This is a genomic window from Janthinobacterium sp. HH106 (assembly GCF_001758725.1).
Taxonomy (GTDB): Bacteria; Pseudomonadota; Gammaproteobacteria; order Burkholderiales; family Burkholderiaceae_D; genus Janthinobacterium.
Genome location: NZ_LRIC01000040.1, coordinates 54,189 through 74,140, shown reverse-complemented (window position 1 = coordinate 74,140; position 19,952 = coordinate 54,189). Strand labels below are relative to the sequence as shown.

Genomic DNA, 19,952 nt, shown 5'->3' with positions numbered 1-19,952 from the left:
GCGGTACTCGCCGGCTCACTGCCGCAGCAGCGCCTTGAACGTCTGCGGCATCCAGGGACGTGCCGCCAGCATGAAGCTGATGGCCAGGCGCTCGTCACCAGGCAGACGCGCGTCTTCCTGGTGCTGCTGCGAAAATTCCACCGCCACTTGCTTCAAGCGCTCCAGCAAGGCCGCCGTGGATTTCTTCGACAGCATCACGTTCACCAGGCGCAGCAGTTCCGTTTCGCCATCGAATTGCGAATTCAAATAGTCGCCATAGGCTTCCTTTTTGAAGTAGGTATGAATCGGGCCGTTCGGTATCCACGCAAACGTGCGCGCCACCAGCAGTTTGACCCGGTTATTCGGCAGCAGTTCCAGAAAACCGATCTTGTCGAGGCGCAGCAGGTATTTCACGGCTTGCGCTTCGCTGATGTCGTAGATGGCGACGATCTGTTCCAGCGGCAGCAGGTTCAGGGCGGAGACGGCCACCACGAACAGCCGGGTGTCTTCGATGATTTCCTTTTCCTGCGCATACGTCAGGCCCGTGATCAGGGTGGGCGCGGCCTGGGCTGACTGCACGGCCAGCGCCAACTGCTGGAAATCGCTGCCGATGGCCACCAGGATCTGGTCGAGCCGCTGCAGGGTAAATTGCTTCTGCGAAAACATCCGCTTGACGCTGGCTTCGGACACGCCGATGCGCTGGGCCAGCTCGGCATACGTGACGGAACGCGCTTTCAACAAGCGTTTCAAGGCCTCGATCAGGGCGTGGGTTTGCGGCATGCACTTCCTTTATAAAAATAGCATCGGTTCCAGCAGCAAAAAAGTAGCGCAATACGCTACCTGCGGTATGCCTTCCCGCTACGAGTAGCGTTTTCATTGACCAATTGCCCACAGTCTACAATGATGGCGTTGCCACTTGGCACACTTGAAGGAGAAACACATGAAACGCCTGCTGCCCCTCTGCCTGTCCCTGTCGCTGCTGACGCTTTCCGTGGCCACCCCTGGCCTGGTCCACGCCGCCGCCTCGGAGAACCTGTCGAAAGGCTCGCAAAACCTCAGCGACGGTTCCGCCATCGTCGTCGCCGGGTCCATGTCGATGCTGGTCGCCTCCGGCCAGGTCGTCGTTGCCAGCGTGGAAACAGTGGGCGAAGGCATCGTCATCGTGCTGAAAGGCGCTTCCGAAGCGGGCGGCGCGTCCATCCAGATGAGCACGCAAGCGGCCAAGGGCCTGTCGCTGGCGGCCGGCACCGTGGTCAATGTGGTGGCGCTGTCCACCGGCCATATGCTGGTCCTGTCCGGCAAGGCCATCGCCTTCATCCCGAACGAATTGGGCAAGGCGCTGCTGCACCACTCCAAAGCGTAATACAGACAACAGGACCTCCATGAAACACATATTCGCCATGACCCTGCTGTGCGCCGCCAGCTTGGCGCCGCTGGCCCAGGCCAACTCCGACACCACCAACGCGTCCGACAACGCCAGCATGGCCTCGGCCATCGTGCTGGTCGGCTCCATGTCGGTGCTGGCCGCCGCCGGTGAAATCGTCATCGACAAGGTGGAAGACGTGGCCGACGGCAGCGTGCTCGTGCTCAAAAGCGCGGCCACGGGCGCATCGTCCGCCGCCACGGCTTCCGTCAAGCTGAGCCAGAAAGCCATGCAAGGCCTGTCGCTGGCGGCCGGCACGGCCGTCAAGGTAGTGGCCGTCTCGACGGGCCACATGCTGATGCTGTCGGGCAAGGCCATCGCCTATGTGCCGAACGCGGCCGGCAACGCCATCCTCCACCATTCGAAAGCGTGAACCCCATGAAACGCCTGACCGTCATTGTTCTCAGCCTGGCCCTGGCCGGCACCGCCCATGCGGGGCGCTCGTGCGAGGAAAAGCAAACGGATGCGACTACCCTCGTCAAATCGATGGACCTGGCGCAAAAGACCCTGCAGGCGCTCGACGCCTCGGGCGCGCAGGTGGCGCTGGTGGCGCGCGCCGGCCAGGACCTGTCGAAGTACCATTTGCGCTATTCGCACATGGCGCTGGCCTGGCGCGACCACCCGAAAGGCCGCTGGCTGGTGGTGCATGAACTCAATGAATGCGGCACGGCGCAGTCGTCGCTGTACAACGAAGGCTTGGGTAATTTCTTCATGGATGACGTGTTCATGTACGAAACGCTGATCCTGATTCCCGGCCAGGATACGCAGCAGCAACTGGTGCGCCTGCTGACCAGCAACACGCCCAAGCGCCTGCATGAGCCGCACTACAATATGCTGGCCTACCCGTTTTCCACCAAGTACCAGAACTCGAACCAGTGGGTGCTGGAAACCCTGGCCGCCGCCAGCAACGAGCCTGGCAAGATCGAAACGCGCGCCGAAGCGCAAGGCTGGCTGCGCAGCGCCAGCTACGCGCCGCAAACGCTGAGCATCCCCGCCGCCACGCGCCTGGGCGCGCGCATGTTCCGCGCGAATATCGCCTTCGACGATCACCCGTTCGAGCGCCGCATGACGCGCCAGATCGATGTCGTCACCGTCGACTCCATCGTGCGCTTCATGCGCCAGCGCGAACCGCAGGTGCAGGAAATCGTCGTGCGGAACTAAGGACGCTGCAGCAGGCGGAACAGCGGCCCCGTCAGCAATACCAGCACCACCATGCGCGCCACGTGAAACGCCGTGACGATGGGCACGCCCAACTGCAGGGTCTTGGCCGTCAGCGACATTTCCGCGATACCGCCGGGCGAAGTGGCCAGGATGGCCGTGCCCGGGTGGATGCCCAGCCAGTGCGCCAAGCCCAGCCCGAAAGCGGCCGCCAGCAGCAGCATCAGGACACTGCACAGGGCAACGCCGGCCAGGTAGCGGGGAGCGGCATGCAGGAAGGCGGGACTCAAGCGCGTGCCCAGGGCGATGCCGATGAACAGCTGGCCCGCGCGTATCATCCATTCTGGCAGGCGCGACAGATGGATGCCGCACGCCGTCAGCAGCAGCGCGGCCAGCAGCGGGCCGATGACCCAGGCATTGGGCAACTGGCCCCGTTTGAAGGCAAGGGCCGCCAGCACCGTGATGCCGACCAGCAGCGTCAGCCCGCCATAGTCGACCAGTGCGGCGCCCGGCACGAAGCTTTCATGCCCCGCGGCCAAACCATGGCTGCCCCAGTAGCGCACGCCGAAGGGAATGGTCGCCACCACCAGCATCATGCGCAAGCTGTGCGCGGCGGCGACCTTGCCCACATCGGCGCCATGGCGCTCGCTCTGCACCGCCATCTCGGACGCGCCGCCGACAGCCATGGCAAAAAAGGCGGTGGCCTGGTCGACGCCGGAAAGGCGCCGCAGCAGCATGGCGCCAGACGCCCCCAGCGCCAGCGCGAACAGCACGGCGCCGGCGATCCACGGCATATAGAGAATGAGGACGGCCAGCACGGGCGCCGTGAAATACAGGCCCAGGGCCGTGCCGATGGCCCACTGGCCCGCCTCGCGCACGCGCACGGGGCAGGCCAGTTCGCGCCCTGCCAGGCGCAGTGCGGCCGTGGCAAACAGGGGGCCGATCATCCACGGCAGCGGCGTGTGCAGCCACAGGCAGATGGCGGCGCCCGCCAGCCCGGCGGCCAGCGCGGCAGCAAAGGCGCGCCAGCGCGGCCACCACGGCACCGTTAAAACACCCAGAGCTTATCGGCCGGCATGTGCAGCCAGTACTTGCCCGCGTCGAGCTTGTGGCGCGAATACGCGCGCAGGCTGATGTTCTCGGCGCCGCCGCGCTCGAACAGGCATTCCCAGCGGTCGCCCAGGTACATGCAGGTCAGCAGCGGCAGCTCGATGGCGTTGTCCACCTGCGTGGCGCTGATCTTCACTTCCTCGACGCGTATCATGGTCGTCACTTCCGTGCCCACGTTGGCGCCGCGCGCCACGCCCTGCATGGAGGCGCCGTCGACCAGCAGGCGCACGGCGCTGCCATCGCGCTGCACCACCTTGCCCGGCAGGCGGTTGTTACTGCCCATGAACTCGGCCGTAAACAGGGTGTCGGGCGTTTCATACATGCTTTGCGGCGTGCCCTGCTGCTCGATCTTGCCGTTATTGAGCAGCAGGATGCGGTCGGAAATGGCCATCGCCTCGCCCTGGTCATGCGTCACCATCAGTGCGGACAAGCCCAGGCGCACGATCAGCTCACGCAGGAAGGCGCGCGCTTCTTCGCGCAGCTTGGCGTCCAGGTTCGACAGCGGTTCGTCGAGCAGGATCACGGGCGGGTTGTACACCAGCGCACGGGCGATCGCCACGCGCTGCTGCTGGCCGCCGGACAGCTGATGCGGATAGCGTTCGCCCAAGTGCCCCAGGCCCAGCTGCGTCAGCACTTCCTTGATGCGCGCGGCGATCTCCGTGCTGCCCATCTTGCGCAATTTGAGGCCATAGGCGACGTTGTCGAACACGGTCTTGTGCGGCCACAGCGCATACGACTGGAACACCAGTCCCAGGTTGCGATGCTCGGCCGGCATCTCGAAGTGCTGCGCGCCGTCGAAGACATTGCGCTCGCCGATCTGGATCGTGCCCGCCTTCGGGCTTTCCAGCCCCGCCACAGCGCGCAGCAAGGTGGTCTTGCCGCTGCCCGAAGGCCCCAGCAGGGCGACCACTTCGCCTTTTTGCAGGTGCATCGAGACACCCTTCAGTATCTGGTTGGCGGCAGCGCCCGTGCCGTAGTCCAGGTGCAATTCATTGACGGTCAGTTCATTCATGATGTGGTCTCATTTTCTAATTAGTTATGCAACTTCACGCCGAAGCGCAGCGCGATGCCCAGGCCGATGGCCACCAGGGTGATATTGATGAAGGACAGCGCCGCCACCAGGTCGGTGGAGCCGCCTGCCCACAGCGATACCAGCATGGCGCCGATCACTTCCGTGCCCGGCGAGAGCAGGTACACGCCCGTCGAATATTCGCGCTCGAAGATCAGGAACACCATCAGCCAGGCGCCCAGCAAGCCGTATTTGATCAGCGGCAGGGTCACGTCGCGCGTCACCTGGCCGCGGCTGGCGCCGACGGCGCGCGCCGCCTCTTCCAGTTCCGGCCCCACCTGCAGCAGCGCCGTGGAAATGAGGCGCATGCCGTAGGCCATCCACACCACCGAATACGCGAGCCACAGGGCGAAAATCGTCGAGCGCAGTTCGCGCAGCACGGGGATCACATGGCCACTGAGCCACAGGGCTACGCCGTTGTCCATGCCTTTCAATATGCCGTCGAGCCAGGCCGGCACGAACAGGAACACCCACAGGAACGACAGGCCGGCCAGCAGGCCCGGCACGGCGCGCGGCACCAGCACGCTGTAATCGAGCAGGCGCGTGATGCCGTCCTGCTTGCGGTGCATGGCCAGCGCGATGAAGCTGTAGCAGCCCACGGCCAGCGCGCCGCCGACGACGCCGATCAGGATGGTGTTGACGATGCCGCGCACCAGCGAAGGCTGGTCGAAAATGTCGCGGAAATGCTGCAAGGTCAATACGTCGGCCAGGTGCACGCCCTCGCCCCAGTACTGCACGAAGGAGCGCAGCACGATGCCCGTCAACGGCAGGATGATGGTGAAGATCAGCCAGCCCGCCAGCAGGGCAAACGCCAGCCACTTCCAGCGGCCCAGCGGCATGGCCTTGCTGCGCGCGCCCTTGCCCTTGATCGACACATATTTGTTGGCGGATTTGAGCAGCCAGCGCTGTATCATCACCAGCGGCATGGTCACCATCACCAGGCAGACGGCGACGGCGGCCATCAGGTGATACGACGGCGTACCGAGCTTGTTCGTCAGTTTGTACAGATAGGTCGGCAGCACCAGGTGGCCTTCCGGATCGCCGAGCACCAGCACCAGGCCGAACACCTCGAAGCCGAGGAAAAATACCAGCACGCCCGCATACGCCAGCGCCGGCATGATCATCGGCAGCGACACGTTGAGCATCACCTGGATCGGCGAGGCGCCGGCCACGCGGGCCGCTTCCTCGACGTCCGAACCCAGGCTTTTCAGGGCCGACGAAGCGTACAGGTAGACGTGCGGCACGTGCGTCAGGCCGGCGATGATGACGATGCTGGTGAAGGAGTAAATATTCCAGGGCACGAAGCCGAGCAGCTCCTTGGCCCAGATCGAGTAGAAGCCCACGGGTCCCATCGAGACGACGTAGCCGAAGCCCATCACCATCGGCGAGACAAAAATGGGTACCAGCAGCATGGGCGCCACCCAGCCGCGGCCAGGCAGGTCCGTGCGCACCATCAAAAAGGCCAGCATGCCGCCCAGCGGCACGGCGATGACGGTCAGGCCGAAGGCCAGCATCAGGCCATTCTTGAAGGCCATGGCGAAATCGGGATCATCGAAGATGAAACGGTAGGAATCAAAGCCAAATTCGCGCACGGGCATGAAAAACGGCGCGTTCAAAAAGCTCTGGTAAAAAATCAGGAACAGCGGCAGGAAGATGGCGACCAGCGTGATCGCCACGACCACGCCGCGCGGCCAGTTCAGGCGCGACAAGGGAGAGCGCGACCGTGCAGGCAGCGGCAAGATAGCAGTTTGCATGATGAATCCAATGAATGAAGGGTGCGGCGTGCGCCCGCAAGCCAGGCTCGCGGGCGGCCAAGACGGCATTGGCTATTTTTACTTCTTGCCGGCGGTCTCTTTCCACTGCTTCAGGAAGGCCATGCGCTTGGCAGGTCCCAGAAATTGCAGGATGATCGGATGCACGGGAATCGGCTTGACGTTGGCCGCGCCGATTTCCTTGATCAGTTCCGCCGATGTCGTTTCGCCCGTGACGTCGGCGCGGATGGCGAACAGCTTGGCGCCGTTGGCGATGATGGTCTGGCCGCGGTGCGACAGGATGTAATCGAGCCACAGCTTGCTGGCGTTGACGTTCTTCGCATTCTTGTTGATGAACTGCACGCGCGACAGGATCAAGGTGTAATCCTTGGGCAGCACCACGCCGATCGACGGATCGGTCTTGGCGCGCACCAGGGCGTAGGAGCCGAGCACGTTGTAGCCGATCAGGTTTTCACCGGACGAGATGCGCTCCATCATGGTGCCCGTCGACGACTGCACGCGCACCTTGGCCGTGCCGAACGCGTTTTGCAGCGCCAGGAACTGCGGATATTCCTTCGCATCCTGCGCCATGAACATGAAGCCGACACCCGACTTTTCGATGTCGTAGGTGGTGACCTTGTCCTTGAATTTCGGCGTTGCGATCAGCTTGACGAAGTCGTCGTGATTCTTCGGCACTTCCTTCGGATCGAGCAGGCGCTTGTTGTAGACGATGGCGGCCGGCTCGAACGTGGTGCCGTAGGCCTGGTCGTCCCACATGGCCCAGCCGGGGATCTTCGCCGCTTCGACCGACTTGTATTTCAGGGCGTAGCCGTCGGAGGCCAGGCGCATCTGCAAGTCCATCGCCGACGACCACATCACGTCGGCCGTATTGCCGCCGGCGGCCACTTCGGAAATGAAGCGGTTATACACTTCCGTCGAATTCATGTCGTTGTATTCAACCGAGATGCCCGGATACAGCGCGCTGAAATCCTTGATCAGGGGCGCGGCGGCCTTGCTGTCGGTGGCGCTGTAGATCACCACCTTGCCTTCCTTCTTGGCCGCGTCGATGATCTTCTGGTAGTCGGCCGGATAACCTGCCGGCACCTGGGCGAAGGCGGCGCCGGTGGTACCCGCAAAAGCGGCTGCCAGGGCGATGGCGAGTATGGTCTTGGTTTGCATGGTTTGTCTCCGTCTGTGATTGTTGTATGGTTTGCTATTGGCTTCAGCGCATCAGGCCCAGTTCGGCGGCCTGCCTGGCATAGCGTTCGACCGCCTGGTTCACGTACTGCGTCAATTTGTCGCCCGTCAGCGCGAACGGATACATGCCCGCCTGCGTGCGCCACTGGGCAAACTGCGGCGTGGCCATGGCGCGTTCAAAACTGGCCACCCAGCGCTGGTAATCCGCTTCCGGCACCTGTGGCCCCATCCACACGCCGCGAATGATGGGCCACACCACGTCGATGCCCTGCTCGCGCGCCGTCGGTACGCCGGACAGCACGCCGGGCAGGCGCTTTTCCGACAGCACCGCCAGCACGCGCGCATGGCTGTCGCCCGCATTCAGGGTCGCTTCCGAGGTGTCGCCCGACATCACCTGCACGTAATCGGCCTGCATCGCCGTGAATATCTCGCCGCCGCCTTCCAGTGCCACGAAGCGCAGCACTTTCGGGTCGATGCCGGCCTTGCGCGCCACCAGCGCCATCTTCAGCCAGTCCTGGCTGCCGATGGTGCCGGACACGCCGATCAGCACCTTGTCGGGGTGGCGCTTGAGCGCGGCGATCAGGTCGGCCAGGGTCTTGTAGGGCGAGTCGCTACGCACGGCGATCATGCCGTAGTCGGCGCCCAGTGCCGCCACCCAGCGCACGTCGCCCGTCTTGGCGTTGCCGAACTTGCCTTGCGCCAGGTTCAGCAGCGAGCCGCCCGAAAACACCACCAGGGTGTTGGCTTCGGCACGCCGGCGCTGCGAGCCCATCGAACGCCACGCCACCGCGCCGATGCCGCCGGGCAGATAGCTGATGCGCACCGAGGACGCGAACGGCGCTGCCGCCGCCGGATCGGGCTGCAGCAGCCCTTTCTGCGCCAGCTTGCAGGTCAGGTCCATGGCGCCGCCCGGCTTGGACGGCACCACGCAATCGACTTCAGGCGCGGCGGCTGTTGCCAGCGCGGGCAGCAGCGCCGACAACAGCAGCAGCGACAGGAACGCGGTGCGCGGCATCGTCATGCTTTAGAAGCGGTGCTGGATGCCGGCGATCAGGCCGCGCTGCGTGTCGCCGAAACCGGCATCGTCACGCGACAGGCTGACCAGCTGGTTGTGCTTGGCCTTGGCATAGGCGCCGGCCACGTACAGGTCCGTGCGCTTGGACAGGGCATAACGCACGCGCGCCACGTACATGATCGGATCGGCATTGAGGCTCGCCGCCACGTTTTTCACGTCCTGGTAGTAGACCACGCCCGTCAGGGTGATGACCGGCGTGGTCTTGTAGCTGACGCCGCCCCAGTACAGAGTGCCGCGCACGTCGGCCTTGCCGGCTGCTGCCGGATCGAGCTTGTAGTCGCGCGCCGCCGCCTGCACTTTCCACGGGCCGTCGTCGTACATGGCGCCCAGGTGGTACACGGTGGTCTTGTCGCGCGCGCCGCCGGCGATGGCATTGCCGTTCACCTGTTCATACGTGGCCAGCAGGCTGACGGGACCCGTCTTGTAGGTAACGGCCGTCGACAGCTTGGCGCTGTCCGAGCTGCCCGTCGACTGTTCGCCGAAGCCGTACGATGCGCCGTAGCTGAAGTCGCCCGTCTTGCCCGAGTACTTGACCATGTTGTCGAAGGCCGTCGTCATGCCATACTTGCTCGGACCCGACGCGTTGGCCGAAGTGGCCCACGAATAGAACGGCGCATAGGCCATCGGATCGAATGGCAGCACGAAGTCGTACACGGTGGTGAACGAGCGTCCCAGCACGACGCGGCCAAACGCGCCTTCCAGGCCCACGTTGGCCTGGCGCTTGAACAGCGCGCCGTCGGCCGCGCCCGTGTCGACCAGGATGCCGCCTTCCAGATTGAAGACGGCTTTCAGGCCGCCGCCCAGATCTTCGCTGCCCAGGATGCCCCAGCGCGAGGTGTTCATGCCACCCGAACTGACTTGCGTCATCGAGCTTTTGTTCGGACCGGCGTTGCTGGTGTTGCTGATGCCGGCGTCCAGGCGGCCGTAGAGGGTGACGTTCGACTGGGCGTGGGCGCTGCCTGCGGCGGCGAGTACCGCCATGGCGGCCAGCGAGAATGCAGTTTTCTTCATGTAGAGTGTCTCCCTTAGATATAGTTATTAGTGATATGCCTGATCAATTTCATGAATCAGGATCACACTATATGATCGTGATCCTTTCAATTCGCTTTCAGACTGACAGGTGTCGCCGGCCAGCCACAGGCAATACCAACAAATTCATTGCGGCCCCTGTCGGCGGCGTGCCGAGAGGCTTACACTGCACCAATTCAAACGAATGGCGGAGACCATGCGCATATTATTAGTGGAAGACCATCTGGAGCTGTCGCACTGGCTGGCAAAGGCCCTGCGCGACGCGCACCTGACGGTGGAGACCGCCCACAACGGCGCCGATGCCGACGCCCTGCTGCATACGCAGGAATATTCCCTGGTGCTGCTCGACCTTTCCCTGCCGAAGATGGATGGCCTGGACGTGCTGCGCCGCCTGCGCGCGCGCGGCGGCACGCGCGGCAAGACTCCCGTCATGATACTCACGGCGCGCGGCGGCCTCGATGACAAGGTGCAGGGCCTGAACCTGGGCGCGGACGACTACATGGCCAAGCCGTTCGAACTGGCCGAACTGGAAGCGCGCGTAAAAGCCCTGCTGCGCCGCAGTCAGGGCAACGAAGCGCTCGTGCACACCTGCGGCGCCCTCGGTTTCGACACCGTCACGCGCATGTTCAGCTATGCCGGCGCCCCTTTTCCCCTGACGCCGCGCGAACACGCCGTACTCGAAGCGCTGATCACGCGCTCGGGACGCGCCGTCTCGAAGGAAAAGCTGTTCGACGAAGTCTTCGCGCTGGCCGACGACGCCAACCTGGACGCCATCGAACTGTATATCCACCGCGTGCGCAAGAAACTGGAAAACGGCGTGGAAAGCGGTTCGCCCGACGGCGCCGTCATCACCACCCTGCGCGGCATCGGCTACCTGCTGCAGCCGCGCAGCGCGATGGCGCCCGCCGCCTCAAAATGACCGTGCGCGCCCCCAGCCGGCCCCTGTTCGAGCGCCTGCGCCGGCGCTGGGCGCAGGGCCGGCCGCTGGGCAGCCTGCGCAGCCAGCTGCTGCGCTGGCTGCTCATTCCGCTGGTCATGCTGGTACTGCTCGATGCCGTTTTTGTCTACCGCAACGCGCTCGACGCGGCCGACATGGCCTACGACCGCTCCTTGCTGGCGTCGACGCGGGCGCTCGCCGAGCGCGTCTCCATCGTCAACGGCAAGGTCGTGGCCGAAGTGCCCTATGTGGCGCTCGACAGCTTCGAGACCGATACCCTGGGCCGCATCTACTACAAGGTCACGGGCATCAACGGCGAACTGGTGTCGGGCTACGGCGACTTGCCGCCCGTGCCGAAAAACGTGCCCCGTTCGCAGAATTATCCGGCACTGGTGCGCTTCTACCACGCCGACTACCACGGCAAGCCGATCCGCATCGCCGCCCTGCTGCAGCCCGTGTACGACGACTCGATGCGCGGCATCGCCCTGATCCAGGTGGCCGAAACGCTAGATGCGCGGCGCGGCCTGTCGAACCAGATCCTGTTCGACACCCTGATCTGGCAGGCGGCGATGGTGCTGGTGATGGGCGCCCTCGTGTGGTTTGCCGTGCGCCTGGTGCTGCGCCCGCTGATGCGCTTGAAAATGGAAGTCGAGACGCGCACCCTGTCCGACCTGTCCGACGTCGATCCCGCGCTGGTGCACAAGGAAATGCGTCCGCTGGTGAGCGCCATGAACGGTTCCATGTCGCGCCTGCAGCAGCTGATCGCCAGTCAGCGCCGCTTCATCGCCGACGCCTCGCACCAGCTGCGCACGCCGTTGACGGTGCTGAAAACCCAGGCCGAACTGGCCATGCGCGAGTGCGACCGCCAGGCGGGTGCGCCGCCGGACATCGCCGCCCTGCGCGACATCGTGCGCTCGATCGCCGTCACCACCGATTCGACCGTGCTGCTGGCCAACCGCCTCCTGACCCTGGCGCGCATCGAGCATGGCGGCGAAAACCTGGCGATGGACACCGTCGCGCTGCGCGACGTGGCGCAGCAGGTGGGACTGGAAATGGCCATGGCCGCCGTCGCCAAAAATATCGACCTGTCGCTGGAAGCGCCCGACGAAGCGCCCGTGCATGGCCAGGCGCTGCTGCTGCACGAACTGGTCGCCAACCTGGTCGACAACGCCCTGCGCTACACGCCACAGGGCGGCAGCGTGATCCTGCGCGTGCGCGCGGGCGGTCATGGAAACGAAACGGTGCTGGAAGTGGAAGACAGCGGCGCCGGCATCCCGCCAGCCGAACGCGAGCGCGTGTTTACGCCGTTCTACCGCGTCGGCACGGCGCTCGAGAGCAACCCCGGCGGCGCGGGACTGGGCCTGGCCATCGTGCGCGACATCGCCGCCCTGCATGGCGCCAGGCTGGAACTGGCGACGGCGACCAATGGGCACGGCTTGAAAGTCAGCGTGCATTTCAGCGGCGCCGCATGAGGCGCCAGACAGATATGTCTTCGATATTGAATGTTGCATCAAAACAACAAGTACATTATTTGTAATATTTTTTAAATAATTGCCTTACATAAACATATTCATCCCTATACAATTCGGTTCCCATTAAGCGGCGAGGCAGTCTCCCCGCATTAATTATCTAGGATTAATATGAAAAAGCAATTGTTTGCAGTAGTTGTTGGCGCCGCCCTGGCATTCCCATTGTTCGCCCAAGCTGAAGGCGCTTACGTCGGCGTTAACGTCGGCCGTTCCGAATTGAAAGCATCGGACGAATTTGATTCGATCAAAAAAAGCGACACCGGCTACAAAGCTTACGCTGGCTATGACTTTACGCAAAACTTCGGCGCGGAAGCTGGCTATGTCGACTTCGGCAAACTGACAGAGAAATTTGACGGCGGAAAAATGGAAGTGAAAAGCCATGCATTCTACGTCGCCGCCACCGGCACCCTGCCACTGAACGAACAGTTCTCGCTGTTCGCCAAGGCTGGCGTATCGCAGAACCGCACCAAAGCCACCGTCAGCGAACTCAATTTCAGCGAGAGCGTGTCGAAAAACAAAACTTCCGCCCTGTTTGGCATCGGTGCTGCTTACAACATCAATAAAAACCTGTCGGCTGTTGCGGAATACGAAAACTTCGGCAAAGTAGCAAACGAAGATGGCTCCAAAGTGAAAGCCGACCTGCTGTCGATCGGCCTGCGCTACAAGTTCTAATTCGCACTTGCGCGAATGAATCTCCTGCCGATGTAATGGCGGATAAGAAACCGGCTGCACAGCCGGTTTTTTTATGCGCGAATGGCATGTGGACGGCATGGGTGCTAAGATCACGCCCTGAGATTTTAATGAGGCACCCCGCCATGATGACCAAAGACGATGTAAGCGAACTGTTTGACAATATCAGGGAAAACGCGCCGTGGGATTTGTCCCAGCCGCTGTTGTGGGGCTATTACTTCACCAACCCGACGTCCGAGCCGCTGGAACAGGCCGCCACCTTGCTGGCGCTGCAGGGCTACCGCCCCGTGGAACTGTACCAGCCGGAACTCGACGATCCGGCGGCACCGCCCGTGTGGGTGCTGCACGTGGAAAAGGCCGAAGTGCACGGCGTCGACAGCCTGCATGCGCGCAATGGCGAACTGATGGCATTTGCGCAGGACAACCAGCTGGCCAGCTATGACGGCATGGACGTGGGGCCCGTCGGTACGGCGGCGTAATCCGACGACATTACGCATAAAAAACGGCGCCCGCGGGCGCCGTTTTGCATGGATCGCTGACAACGATCAGCTGAGGTTTTCCAGGCGGATCTTGGTGACCGTGCCCACCACGCTGTTCAACGCTTCCATCTTCTCGATGGCGGCCGTGACGTTCTTTTCCTGCGTCTGGTGCGTCAGCATGATGATGTCCGTATGCGTCTCGCCCTCGGCCGGCTCTTTTTGCAGCATGGCGTCGATCGAGATGCCGCGTTCGGCCAGGATGCGCGTCAGGTCGGCCAGCACGCCCGGCTGGTCGGCCACGTGCATGCGCAGGTAGTAGCTGGTGGTGATTTCCGACATCGGCAAGATCGCGATATCGGTCATCGCGTTCGGCTGGAACGCCAGGTGCGGCACGCGGTGTTCCGGATCGGCCGTGGCCAGGCGCGTGATGTCGACCAGGTCGGCGATCACCGACGAAGCGGTCGGCTCGGCGCCCGCGCCGCGGCCCGAATACAGGCTGGCGCCGACGGCGTCGCCATGCACCAGCACCGCGTTCATGGCGCCTTCCACGTTGGCGATCAGGCGCTTGGCCGGGATCAGGGTCGGATGCACGCGCAGCTCGATGCCTTCCACGCCATTGACGGTGGCGCGCTTGGTGATGCCCAGCAGCTTGATGCGGTAGCCCAGCTGCTCGGCATAGCGGATGTCGACGGCATTGAGGTTGCTGATGCCTTCCACGTAGGCCTTGTCGAACTGCACCGGAATGCCGAAAGCGATGGCCGACATGATGGTGGCCTTGTGCGCGGCGTCGACGCCTTCGATGTCGAAGGTGGGGTCGGCTTCCGCGTAACCGAGTTCCTGCGCCTGTTTCAGCACGGTGGCGAAATCGAGGCCCTTGTCGCGCATCTCGGACAGGATGAAATTGGTGGTGCCGTTGATGATGCCGGCGATCCATTCGATGCGGTTGGCCGTCAAGCCTTCGCGCAGCGCCTTGATGATGGGGATGCCGCCGGCGACGGCCGCCTCGAAGGCCACCATCACGCCCTTGTCCTGAGCGGCGGCGAAGATTTCGTTGCCGTGCACGGCCAGCAGTGCCTTGTTGGCCGTCACCACGTGCTTGCCGTTGGCGATGGCCTGCATCACCAGGGTTTTCGACAGGTCGTAGCCGCCGATCAGTTCGACGACGATGTCGATCTCGGGATCGTTGACGATCAGGTAAGGGTCATTGACGACCTTGCAGCCGCCGGCGACGAGCGCTTCGGCGCGCGCCACGTCGCGCACGGCGACGGCGACGACGTCAATGCCGCGGCCCGCGCGGCGCTTGATTTCTTCCTGGTTGCGTTTCAGGACGCTGAACGTGCCGTAACCGACGTTGCCCAGGCCCAGCAGGCCGATCTTGATGGATTTCATAGTTGTGCTTGACTGCTCATAAGTGGCGCCCCCTTCGGCGGCGCCAGGTTGATCGAGATTGCTGCTGCTGGCTTTCAGCCCCGGCCGTGACGCTTGCGATAGCCTTCGAGGAAGCGCGCAATGCGCCCCATCGCCTCGGTCAGGTCATCGGAGTTGGGCAGGAAGACGACGCGGAAATGGTCGGGCGCGATCCAGTTGAACCCCGTGCCCTGCACGATCAGGACCTTGGCTTCGGCCAGTAATTCATAGGCAAACTGCTGGTCGTCGGCGATCGGGTAGATCTCCGGGTCCAGGCGCGGGAACATGTACAGCGCGGCCTTCGGCTTGACACAGGTGACGCCGGGGATATCGGTCAGCAGCTTGTGCGCCAGGTCGCGCTGTTTCAACAGGCGCCCGCCGGGCCCCACCAGGTCTTGTATGCTCTGGTAGCCGCCTAGCGCCGTCTGGATGGCAAACTGCCCCGGCGCATTGGCGCATAGCCGCATCGAGGCCAGCATGTTGAGGCCCTCGATGTAATCTTTGGCGTGGCGCTTTTCGCCCGAGACTACCATCCAGCCGGAACGGTAGCCGCAGGAGCGGTAATTCTTCGACAGGCCGTTCATGGTAATGAACAGCACGTCGTCGGCCAGCGAGGCGATCGACACGTGCTCGGCTTCGTCGTACAGCACCTTGTCGTAGATCTCGTCGGCGAAAATGATCAGTTGGTGCTGGCGCGCCAGTTCGACGATCTGCAGCAGCACGGAAACCGGGTACAGCGCGCCCGTCGGATTGTTCGGGTTGATGACGACGATCGCCTTGGTCTGCGGCGTGATCTTGCGGCGCATGTCCTCGATGTCGGGATACCACTCGTTCTGCTCGTCGCACACATAATGCACGGGATTGCCGCCCGACAGGCTGACGGCGGCCGTCCACAGCGGATAATCGGGCGCCGGCACCAGCACTTCGTCGCCACTGTTGAGCAGGGCGTTCATCGACATGACGATCAGTTCGGAAGCGCCATTGCCCAGGTAAATGTCATCGATGGTCACGCCGGCGATATTCTTGCCCTGCGTGTAGTGCATGACGGCCTTGCGCGGCGCGAACATGCCTTTCGAATCCGTATAGCCGGCCGCGTTCTGCAGATTGAGCATCATGTCGCGCACGATCTCGTCGGGCGGATCGAAGCCGAATACGGCCAGATTGCCGATATTGAGCTTGGTGATCTTGTGGCCTTCTTCTTCCATTTGCCTGGATTTTTCCAGGACCGGGCCGCGGATGTCGTAGCAGACGTCCGCCAATTTATTCGATTTCTGAATCGGTCGCAAAATAAATCCCTGTCGTGATGCGGCGCGGAGACTTGAGCTTGCAGCGTGGCCGCCGCGCCAGAACTATGAACCCGTGAAACTGCGATGCGAAAGACTGCAAGGCGAAAACAACCATTCTCGCCGAAAACAGGCCATTTTATCAAATTAAACATGGCGAACTGCAGCATTTGACGCCGATTCTGCCACGCCGGCGCAGCCGGACAACTATCGGGCGGGCGCCATCTTCATCTTCCCTTAATCTTGCAGCATTACCATGGCGCCAGCATGCAGCGCCACTGTGGCGCCGAACATTGCAAATTGGAAAGGATGTTGCTTTTCAGTCGCTCTTTTCTGTCATTTATGGCATGCTTACGCCCTTGGCCGCGGCACCCAGTTTGGCCGCGCGCGTACCGATCAACCGACACGACCAGCCCCGATATCGCCATGAAACTCCACGCCAGCAGCACCCAACAATACCAGACTGTCACCGGCTATGACGAAAACGGCGTCGAGATCAATGCCCAGCCGTACAACTACAGCCTGATCGTCATGCCGGAAACGCCGCCGCGCGCGTGGGCAGTGGACAGTTTCGAACAATTGAACGAGGCGCATTTCGCGCAAATCCTGGCCGATGCGCCCGACGTGGTCATCCTCGGCACGGGCGAGCGCCAGCGCTTCGTGCACCCGAAGCTGACGGCCGCGCTGACCATGCGCCGCATCGGCGTCGAATGCATGGATAGCCAGGCTGCCTGCCGCACCTACAACATCCTCATGGGCGAGGGCCGCAAAGTCACCCTGGCACTGATCCTGGCCCCGGCCGCAGGCAAGCCTGCATGAAAATCAATGTCAACGAACTGCACTCGTCGCGGGTGCTGATGTGGTCCCTGCTGGGCATCTTCATCGTCGTCACCCTGTATGCGCTGGGCGTGCGCACCCTGGTACCGCCCGACGAGGGCCGCTACGCCGAGATGGCGCGCGAAATGTTCGTCACGGGCGACTGGATCACCACGCGCCTGAACGGCATCAAGTACTTTGAAAAACCGCCGCTGCAAACGTGGATGAATGCGCTGACCTTCGCCGCCTTCGGCCTGGGCGAGTGGCAGGCGCGCCTGTGGACCGGCCTGTGCGGCATCATCGGCGTGTGCATGACGGCGTACGCGGGCAAGAAGGTCTTCGGCCCGCGCGTGGGCCTGTATGCGGGCCTGGTGCTGGCGTCGAGCCTGTTCTGGCTCGCTTCCGGCCAGATCAATTCGCTGGACATGGGCCTGTCGGGCATGATGACCCTGACCCTGGGCAGCCTGCTGATCGCCCAGCGCGACGACGCCACGGCGACGGAGCGGCGCAACTGGATGCTGGCCTGCTGGGCCGCCATGGCGCTGGCCGTGCTGGCCAAGGGCCTGATCGGCATCGTCCTGCCGGGCGCCGTGCTGGTGCTGTATTCGCTGTGTGCGCGCGACTGGCGCATCTGGACGCGTCTGCACCTGGTCAAGGGCTTGCTGGTGTTCTTTGCCATCGCCACGCCGTGGTTCGTGCTGGTCGCCCTGCGCAATCCGGAGCAGCCGCATTTCTTCTTCATCCACGAGCATTTCCAGCGCTTCCTGATGAAGGGCCACAAGCGCGAAGGCGCCTGGTATTACTTCCTCGTGCTGCTCATTCCCGGCATCCTGCCATGGATAGGCCTGCTGCCGCAAAGCCTGGCCGCCGCCTTCCAGCGCCAGCAAGGCGCCTTCCAGCCCCGTTTGATGCTGCTGGTCTGGGCCGTCTTCATTTTCTTCTTCTTCAGCTATTCGACCTCGAAGCTGCCCGGCTATATCGTGCCCATCTTCCCGGCGCTGGCATTGCTGGTGGCGCTGTACCTGGAATCGGCGTCGCGCCGCCAGCGCCTGTTCGCCGCCGGCCTGCTGTGCGTGCTGGGCGCGGCCATCCTGATCGGCGGACCGATCGCGTTCAGCAAGGCCAGCGCGCGCGATCCGGCAGCATTGATCGCATTGAAAGGCTACCAGCCATGGCTGATGGCGGCCGGCTTCTTCGCCCTGGCCGGCGGCGCCCTGGCCTTGCTGCATGCGCGCCAGCTGCGCCGCGACATGACGGTGCTGACGATCGCCGGCGCCGGCTTCCTGGCCACGCACTGCATCCTGGCCGGCTCCGAACTGTATGGCCAGAACCGCGCAGGCACCGACATGCTGCCGCAGATCCAGGCCGAACTGACGGCCGATACCAAGCTCTATTCGGTCGGCATCTACGAACAGTCGCTGACCTATTATCTGCAGCGGCCCGTGATCCTCGTCGATTACTGGGATGAATTCACGTTTGGCCTGAAACAGCAGCCGGAACTGTCGATCCCGAACATCGAGCCTTTCATCACGCAATGGACGAACGATGCCAACGCCGGCGTGCGCGACATGGCCATTATCAGCCTGGGCCGCTACAAGGAATTGCAACAACGTGGCGTACCCATGCGTGTCATTGCCGAGGACGCGCGCCGCATGGTCATTGCCAACAAATAATGTTTAACTGGGGCGCGAGGCAGCACGGATCGCGCCCCCGGCCAGCTTGCCCCGCCCCCGCATCGGCATGATTTTTTCACCGCTGAACCGGCTGCGCCGCCATACTGACGATATAAAATAGCCATGCCTGCCGGCCGCTTTTCACCGTACGGCAGCCTCGGCAACACAGATACCCTGACACCATACCGACTCAAGAACCGTGCCCCATGACCTCTACCCTGCCCTTTTTGCCTTTTTCCAAACCCACCATCGATGAGGCGACCATCGCCGCCGTCGGCGAGGTGCTGCGCTCGGGCTGGATCACCAGCGGCCCGAAAGTGCAGGCATTCGAAGCCCAGCTGTCCGAGTATTTCGGCGGGCGTCCCGTGCGCACCTTCAATTCGGGCACGTGCACCATGGAAATCGCGCTGCGCATCGCCGGCATTGGCCCCGGCGACGAAGTCATCACCACGCCCGTGTCGTGGGTCGCGACGGCCAACGTCATCATCGAAGTGGGCGCCACGCCCGTGTTCGCCGATATCGATCCCGTCACCCGGAATATCGACCTCGACAAGCTGGAAGCGGCCATCACCCCGCGTACGAAAGCCATCATCCCCGTTTACCTGTCCGGCCTGCCCGTCGACATGGACCGCCTGTACGCGATTGCTGAAAAATACAATTTAAGGGTCGTGGAAGACGCGGCGCAGGCCTTCGGCTCCACCTGGAAAGGCAAGCGCATCGGCGCGTTTGGCGACTTCGTCTCGTTCAGCTTCCAGGCCAACAAGAACATCACCACGGGCGAAGGCGGCTGCCTCGTCCTGAACAACCTGGAAGAAGCGAAGCTGGCCGAGAAATACCGGCTGCAGGGTGTCACCCGCAGCGGCGTGGACGGCATCGACGTCGACGTGCTGGGCGGCAAATACAACATGAGCGACATCATGGCCGCCATCGGCCTGGGCCAGTTCGCCAATATCGACGCCATCACGGCCCACCGCCGCGTGCTGGCACGCCACTATTTCGCGCAGTTCGGCAGCGACTTCGAAGCGCAGAGCGGCGCCCGGCTGCCCGTGCAGGACTTTGAAAACAGCAACTGGCATCTGTTCCAGATCATCCTGCCCGACAACGGCCCCGGCACGCGCGCCGCGTTCATGCAGGCCATGGCGCAGCAAAACGTGGGAACGGGCTATCATTACGCACCGATCCACCTGTTTACCATGTACCGCGAACGCGGCTTTACCGAGGGCATGTTCCCCGTCTCGGAACAGATCGGCCGCCTGACCGTGACCTTGCCGATGTTCTACGCCATGACGACACAGGACGTGGAACGCGCCGTCGCCACCGTCAAATCCATTCTCATCAAGTGAGCAG

Annotated in this window: 19 protein-coding genes; 10 read left to right on the top strand and 9 right to left on the bottom strand. The window is 63.1% G+C overall.

Features of this window, described 5'->3' with window-relative positions; genetic code table 11:
- Positions 1-15: 15 nt before the first annotated feature.
- Positions 16-759 carry a helix-turn-helix transcriptional regulator gene (locus JAB8_RS15930; RefSeq protein ID WP_070219154.1) on the bottom strand — a complete coding sequence of 248 codons (744 nt, stop codon included), beginning with the start codon at positions 757-759 and terminating at the stop codon, positions 16-18.
- 160 nt (positions 760-919) lie between these two features.
- Here JAB8_RS15930 and JAB8_RS15925 point away from each other — a divergent pair, with 160 nt between their 5' ends.
- The 3 genes from JAB8_RS15925 to JAB8_RS15915 are packed head-to-tail and all read left to right on the top strand — an operon-like array spanning position 920 to position 2,563.
- Entirely contained in the window at positions 920-1,342 is a 423-nt protein-coding gene (locus tag JAB8_RS15925) for a hypothetical protein (protein WP_070290562.1), read from the top strand.
- Between the two features lie 19 nt (positions 1,343-1,361).
- Complete coding sequence (locus tag JAB8_RS15920; RefSeq protein ID WP_139143066.1) at positions 1,362-1,775, top strand: hypothetical protein; 414 nt, start codon at positions 1,362-1,364, stop codon at positions 1,773-1,775.
- A gap of 5 nt (positions 1,776-1,780) precedes the next feature.
- Positions 1,781-2,563 (top strand): DUF2145 domain-containing protein, encoded by a 783-nt coding sequence (locus JAB8_RS15915; RefSeq protein ID WP_070290560.1) that lies wholly within the window; start codon positions 1,781-1,783, stop codon positions 2,561-2,563.
- On the opposite strand, the gene JAB8_RS15910 is transcribed toward JAB8_RS15915, so the two are convergent.
- The 6 genes from JAB8_RS15910 to JAB8_RS15885 form a co-directional block, all read right to left on the bottom strand.
- On the bottom strand, positions 2,560-3,606 hold the full coding sequence (locus tag JAB8_RS15910) for an AbrB family transcriptional regulator (protein ID WP_070290559.1): 1,047 nt from the start codon (positions 3,604-3,606) through the stop codon (positions 2,560-2,562). The genes JAB8_RS15915 and JAB8_RS15910 overlap by 4 nt on opposite strands.
- A gap of 2 nt (positions 3,607-3,608) precedes the next feature.
- A complete protein-coding gene (locus JAB8_RS15905; RefSeq protein ID WP_070219149.1) occupies positions 3,609-4,682 on the bottom strand; it encodes an ABC transporter ATP-binding protein in 1,074 nt (357 codons plus the stop codon).
- A gap of 20 nt (positions 4,683-4,702) precedes the next feature.
- Positions 4,703-6,493 carry an iron ABC transporter permease gene (locus tag JAB8_RS15900; RefSeq protein ID WP_070290558.1) on the bottom strand — a complete coding sequence of 597 codons (1,791 nt, stop codon included), beginning with the start codon at positions 6,491-6,493 and terminating at the stop codon, positions 4,703-4,705.
- Positions 6,494-6,571: 78 nt separating this feature from the next.
- Entirely contained in the window at positions 6,572-7,669 is a 1,098-nt protein-coding gene (locus JAB8_RS15895) for an ABC transporter substrate-binding protein (RefSeq protein WP_070219147.1), read from the bottom strand.
- 43 nt (positions 7,670-7,712) lie between these two features.
- Complete coding sequence (locus tag JAB8_RS15890) at positions 7,713-8,708, bottom strand: tripartite tricarboxylate transporter substrate-binding protein (protein WP_070290557.1); 996 nt, start codon at positions 8,706-8,708, stop codon at positions 7,713-7,715.
- Positions 8,709-8,711: 3 nt separating this feature from the next.
- Positions 8,712-9,773 carry a porin gene (locus JAB8_RS15885; protein ID WP_070290556.1) on the bottom strand — a complete coding sequence of 354 codons (1,062 nt, stop codon included), beginning with the start codon at positions 9,771-9,773 and terminating at the stop codon, positions 8,712-8,714.
- A gap of 214 nt (positions 9,774-9,987) precedes the next feature.
- Here JAB8_RS15885 and JAB8_RS15880 point away from each other — a divergent pair, with 214 nt between their 5' ends.
- From JAB8_RS15880 to JAB8_RS15865, 4 genes are all read left to right on the top strand, one after another.
- Positions 9,988-10,710 (top strand): response regulator, encoded by a 723-nt coding sequence (locus tag JAB8_RS15880; protein ID WP_070290603.1) that lies wholly within the window; start codon positions 9,988-9,990, stop codon positions 10,708-10,710.
- Positions 10,707-12,200: a sensor histidine kinase gene (locus JAB8_RS15875; protein ID WP_070290555.1), complete on the top strand. Its 1,494-nt coding sequence runs from the start codon at positions 10,707-10,709 to the stop codon at positions 12,198-12,200. The genes JAB8_RS15880 and JAB8_RS15875 overlap by 4 nt, the downstream gene beginning before the upstream one ends.
- A 168-nt stretch (positions 12,201-12,368) precedes the next feature.
- Positions 12,369-12,929, top strand: coding sequence for an outer membrane beta-barrel protein (locus JAB8_RS15870; protein WP_070290554.1), 561 nt, complete (start codon positions 12,369-12,371; stop codon positions 12,927-12,929).
- A 143-nt stretch (positions 12,930-13,072) separates the two neighbouring features.
- Positions 13,073-13,426, top strand: coding sequence for a ribonuclease E inhibitor RraB (locus JAB8_RS15865; protein ID WP_083287753.1), 354 nt, complete (start codon positions 13,073-13,075; stop codon positions 13,424-13,426).
- 66 nt (positions 13,427-13,492) lie between these two features.
- Here the strand turns inward: JAB8_RS15865 and JAB8_RS15860 are convergent, their stop codons facing one another.
- Both JAB8_RS15860 and JAB8_RS15855 read right to left on the bottom strand, forming a co-directional pair.
- Positions 13,493-14,815 carry a homoserine dehydrogenase gene (locus tag JAB8_RS15860; RefSeq protein ID WP_070219142.1) on the bottom strand — a complete coding sequence of 441 codons (1,323 nt, stop codon included), beginning with the start codon at positions 14,813-14,815 and terminating at the stop codon, positions 13,493-13,495.
- Between the two features lie 74 nt (positions 14,816-14,889).
- Entirely contained in the window at positions 14,890-16,119 is a 1,230-nt protein-coding gene (locus tag JAB8_RS15855; RefSeq protein ID WP_034750427.1) for a pyridoxal phosphate-dependent aminotransferase, read from the bottom strand.
- Between the two features lie 423 nt (positions 16,120-16,542).
- On the opposite strand from JAB8_RS15855, the gene JAB8_RS15850 reads away from it, so the two are divergent.
- The 3 genes from JAB8_RS15850 to JAB8_RS15840 all read left to right on the top strand — a co-directional run bounded on the left by JAB8_RS15850 (position 16,543) and on the right by JAB8_RS15840 (position 19,948).
- Positions 16,543-16,935: an Mth938-like domain-containing protein gene (locus tag JAB8_RS15850; protein WP_070290553.1), complete on the top strand. Its 393-nt coding sequence runs from the start codon at positions 16,543-16,545 to the stop codon at positions 16,933-16,935.
- On the top strand, positions 16,932-18,605 hold the full coding sequence (locus JAB8_RS15845) for a glycosyltransferase family 39 protein (RefSeq protein WP_070219139.1): 1,674 nt from the start codon (positions 16,932-16,934) through the stop codon (positions 18,603-18,605). Before JAB8_RS15850 ends, JAB8_RS15845 begins: the two co-directional genes overlap by 4 nt.
- 206 nt (positions 18,606-18,811) lie before the next feature.
- Positions 18,812-19,948, top strand: a complete 1,137-nt coding sequence (locus JAB8_RS15840; RefSeq protein WP_070290552.1) for a DegT/DnrJ/EryC1/StrS aminotransferase family protein — start codon at positions 18,812-18,814, stop codon at positions 19,946-19,948.
- The last annotated feature ends 4 nt before the right edge of the window (positions 19,949-19,952 follow it).

Bases quoted from the DNA above. Each gene is read 5' to 3' on its own strand.
- JAB8_RS15930 (WP_070219154.1), bottom strand. From the start codon at position 759: ATGCCGCAAACCCACGCCCTGATCGAGGCCTTGAAACGCTTGTTGAAA.
- JAB8_RS15925 (WP_070290562.1), top strand. From the start codon at position 920: ATGAAACGCCTGCTGCCCCTCTGCCTGTCCCTGTCGCTGCTGACGCTT.
- JAB8_RS15920 (WP_139143066.1), top strand. From the start codon at position 1,362: ATGAAACACATATTCGCCATGACCCTGCTGTGCGCCGCCAGCTTGGCG.
- JAB8_RS15915 (WP_070290560.1), top strand. From the start codon at position 1,781: ATGAAACGCCTGACCGTCATTGTTCTCAGCCTGGCCCTGGCCGGCACC.
- JAB8_RS15905 (WP_070219149.1), bottom strand. From the start codon at position 4,682: ATGAATGAACTGACCGTCAATGAATTGCACCTGGACTACGGCACGGGC.
- JAB8_RS15900 (WP_070290558.1), bottom strand. From the start codon at position 6,493: ATGCAAACTGCTATCTTGCCGCTGCCTGCACGGTCGCGCTCTCCCTTG.
- JAB8_RS15895 (WP_070219147.1), bottom strand. From the start codon at position 7,669: ATGCAAACCAAGACCATACTCGCCATCGCCCTGGCAGCCGCTTTTGCG.
- JAB8_RS15890 (WP_070290557.1), bottom strand. From the start codon at position 8,708: ATGACGATGCCGCGCACCGCGTTCCTGTCGCTGCTGCTGTTGTCGGCG.
- JAB8_RS15885 (WP_070290556.1), bottom strand. From the start codon at position 9,773: ATGAAGAAAACTGCATTCTCGCTGGCCGCCATGGCGGTACTCGCCGCC.
- JAB8_RS15880 (WP_070290603.1), top strand. From the start codon at position 9,988: ATGCGCATATTATTAGTGGAAGACCATCTGGAGCTGTCGCACTGGCTG.
- JAB8_RS15875 (WP_070290555.1), top strand. From the start codon at position 10,707: ATGACCGTGCGCGCCCCCAGCCGGCCCCTGTTCGAGCGCCTGCGCCGG.
- JAB8_RS15870 (WP_070290554.1), top strand. From the start codon at position 12,369: ATGAAAAAGCAATTGTTTGCAGTAGTTGTTGGCGCCGCCCTGGCATTC.
- JAB8_RS15865 (WP_083287753.1), top strand. From the start codon at position 13,073: ATGATGACCAAAGACGATGTAAGCGAACTGTTTGACAATATCAGGGAA.
- JAB8_RS15860 (WP_070219142.1), bottom strand. From the start codon at position 14,815: ATGAAATCCATCAAGATCGGCCTGCTGGGCCTGGGCAACGTCGGTTAC.
- JAB8_RS15850 (WP_070290553.1), top strand. From the start codon at position 16,543: ATGAAACTCCACGCCAGCAGCACCCAACAATACCAGACTGTCACCGGC.
- JAB8_RS15845 (WP_070219139.1), top strand. From the start codon at position 16,932: ATGAAAATCAATGTCAACGAACTGCACTCGTCGCGGGTGCTGATGTGG.
- JAB8_RS15840 (WP_070290552.1), top strand. From the start codon at position 18,812: ATGACCTCTACCCTGCCCTTTTTGCCTTTTTCCAAACCCACCATCGAT.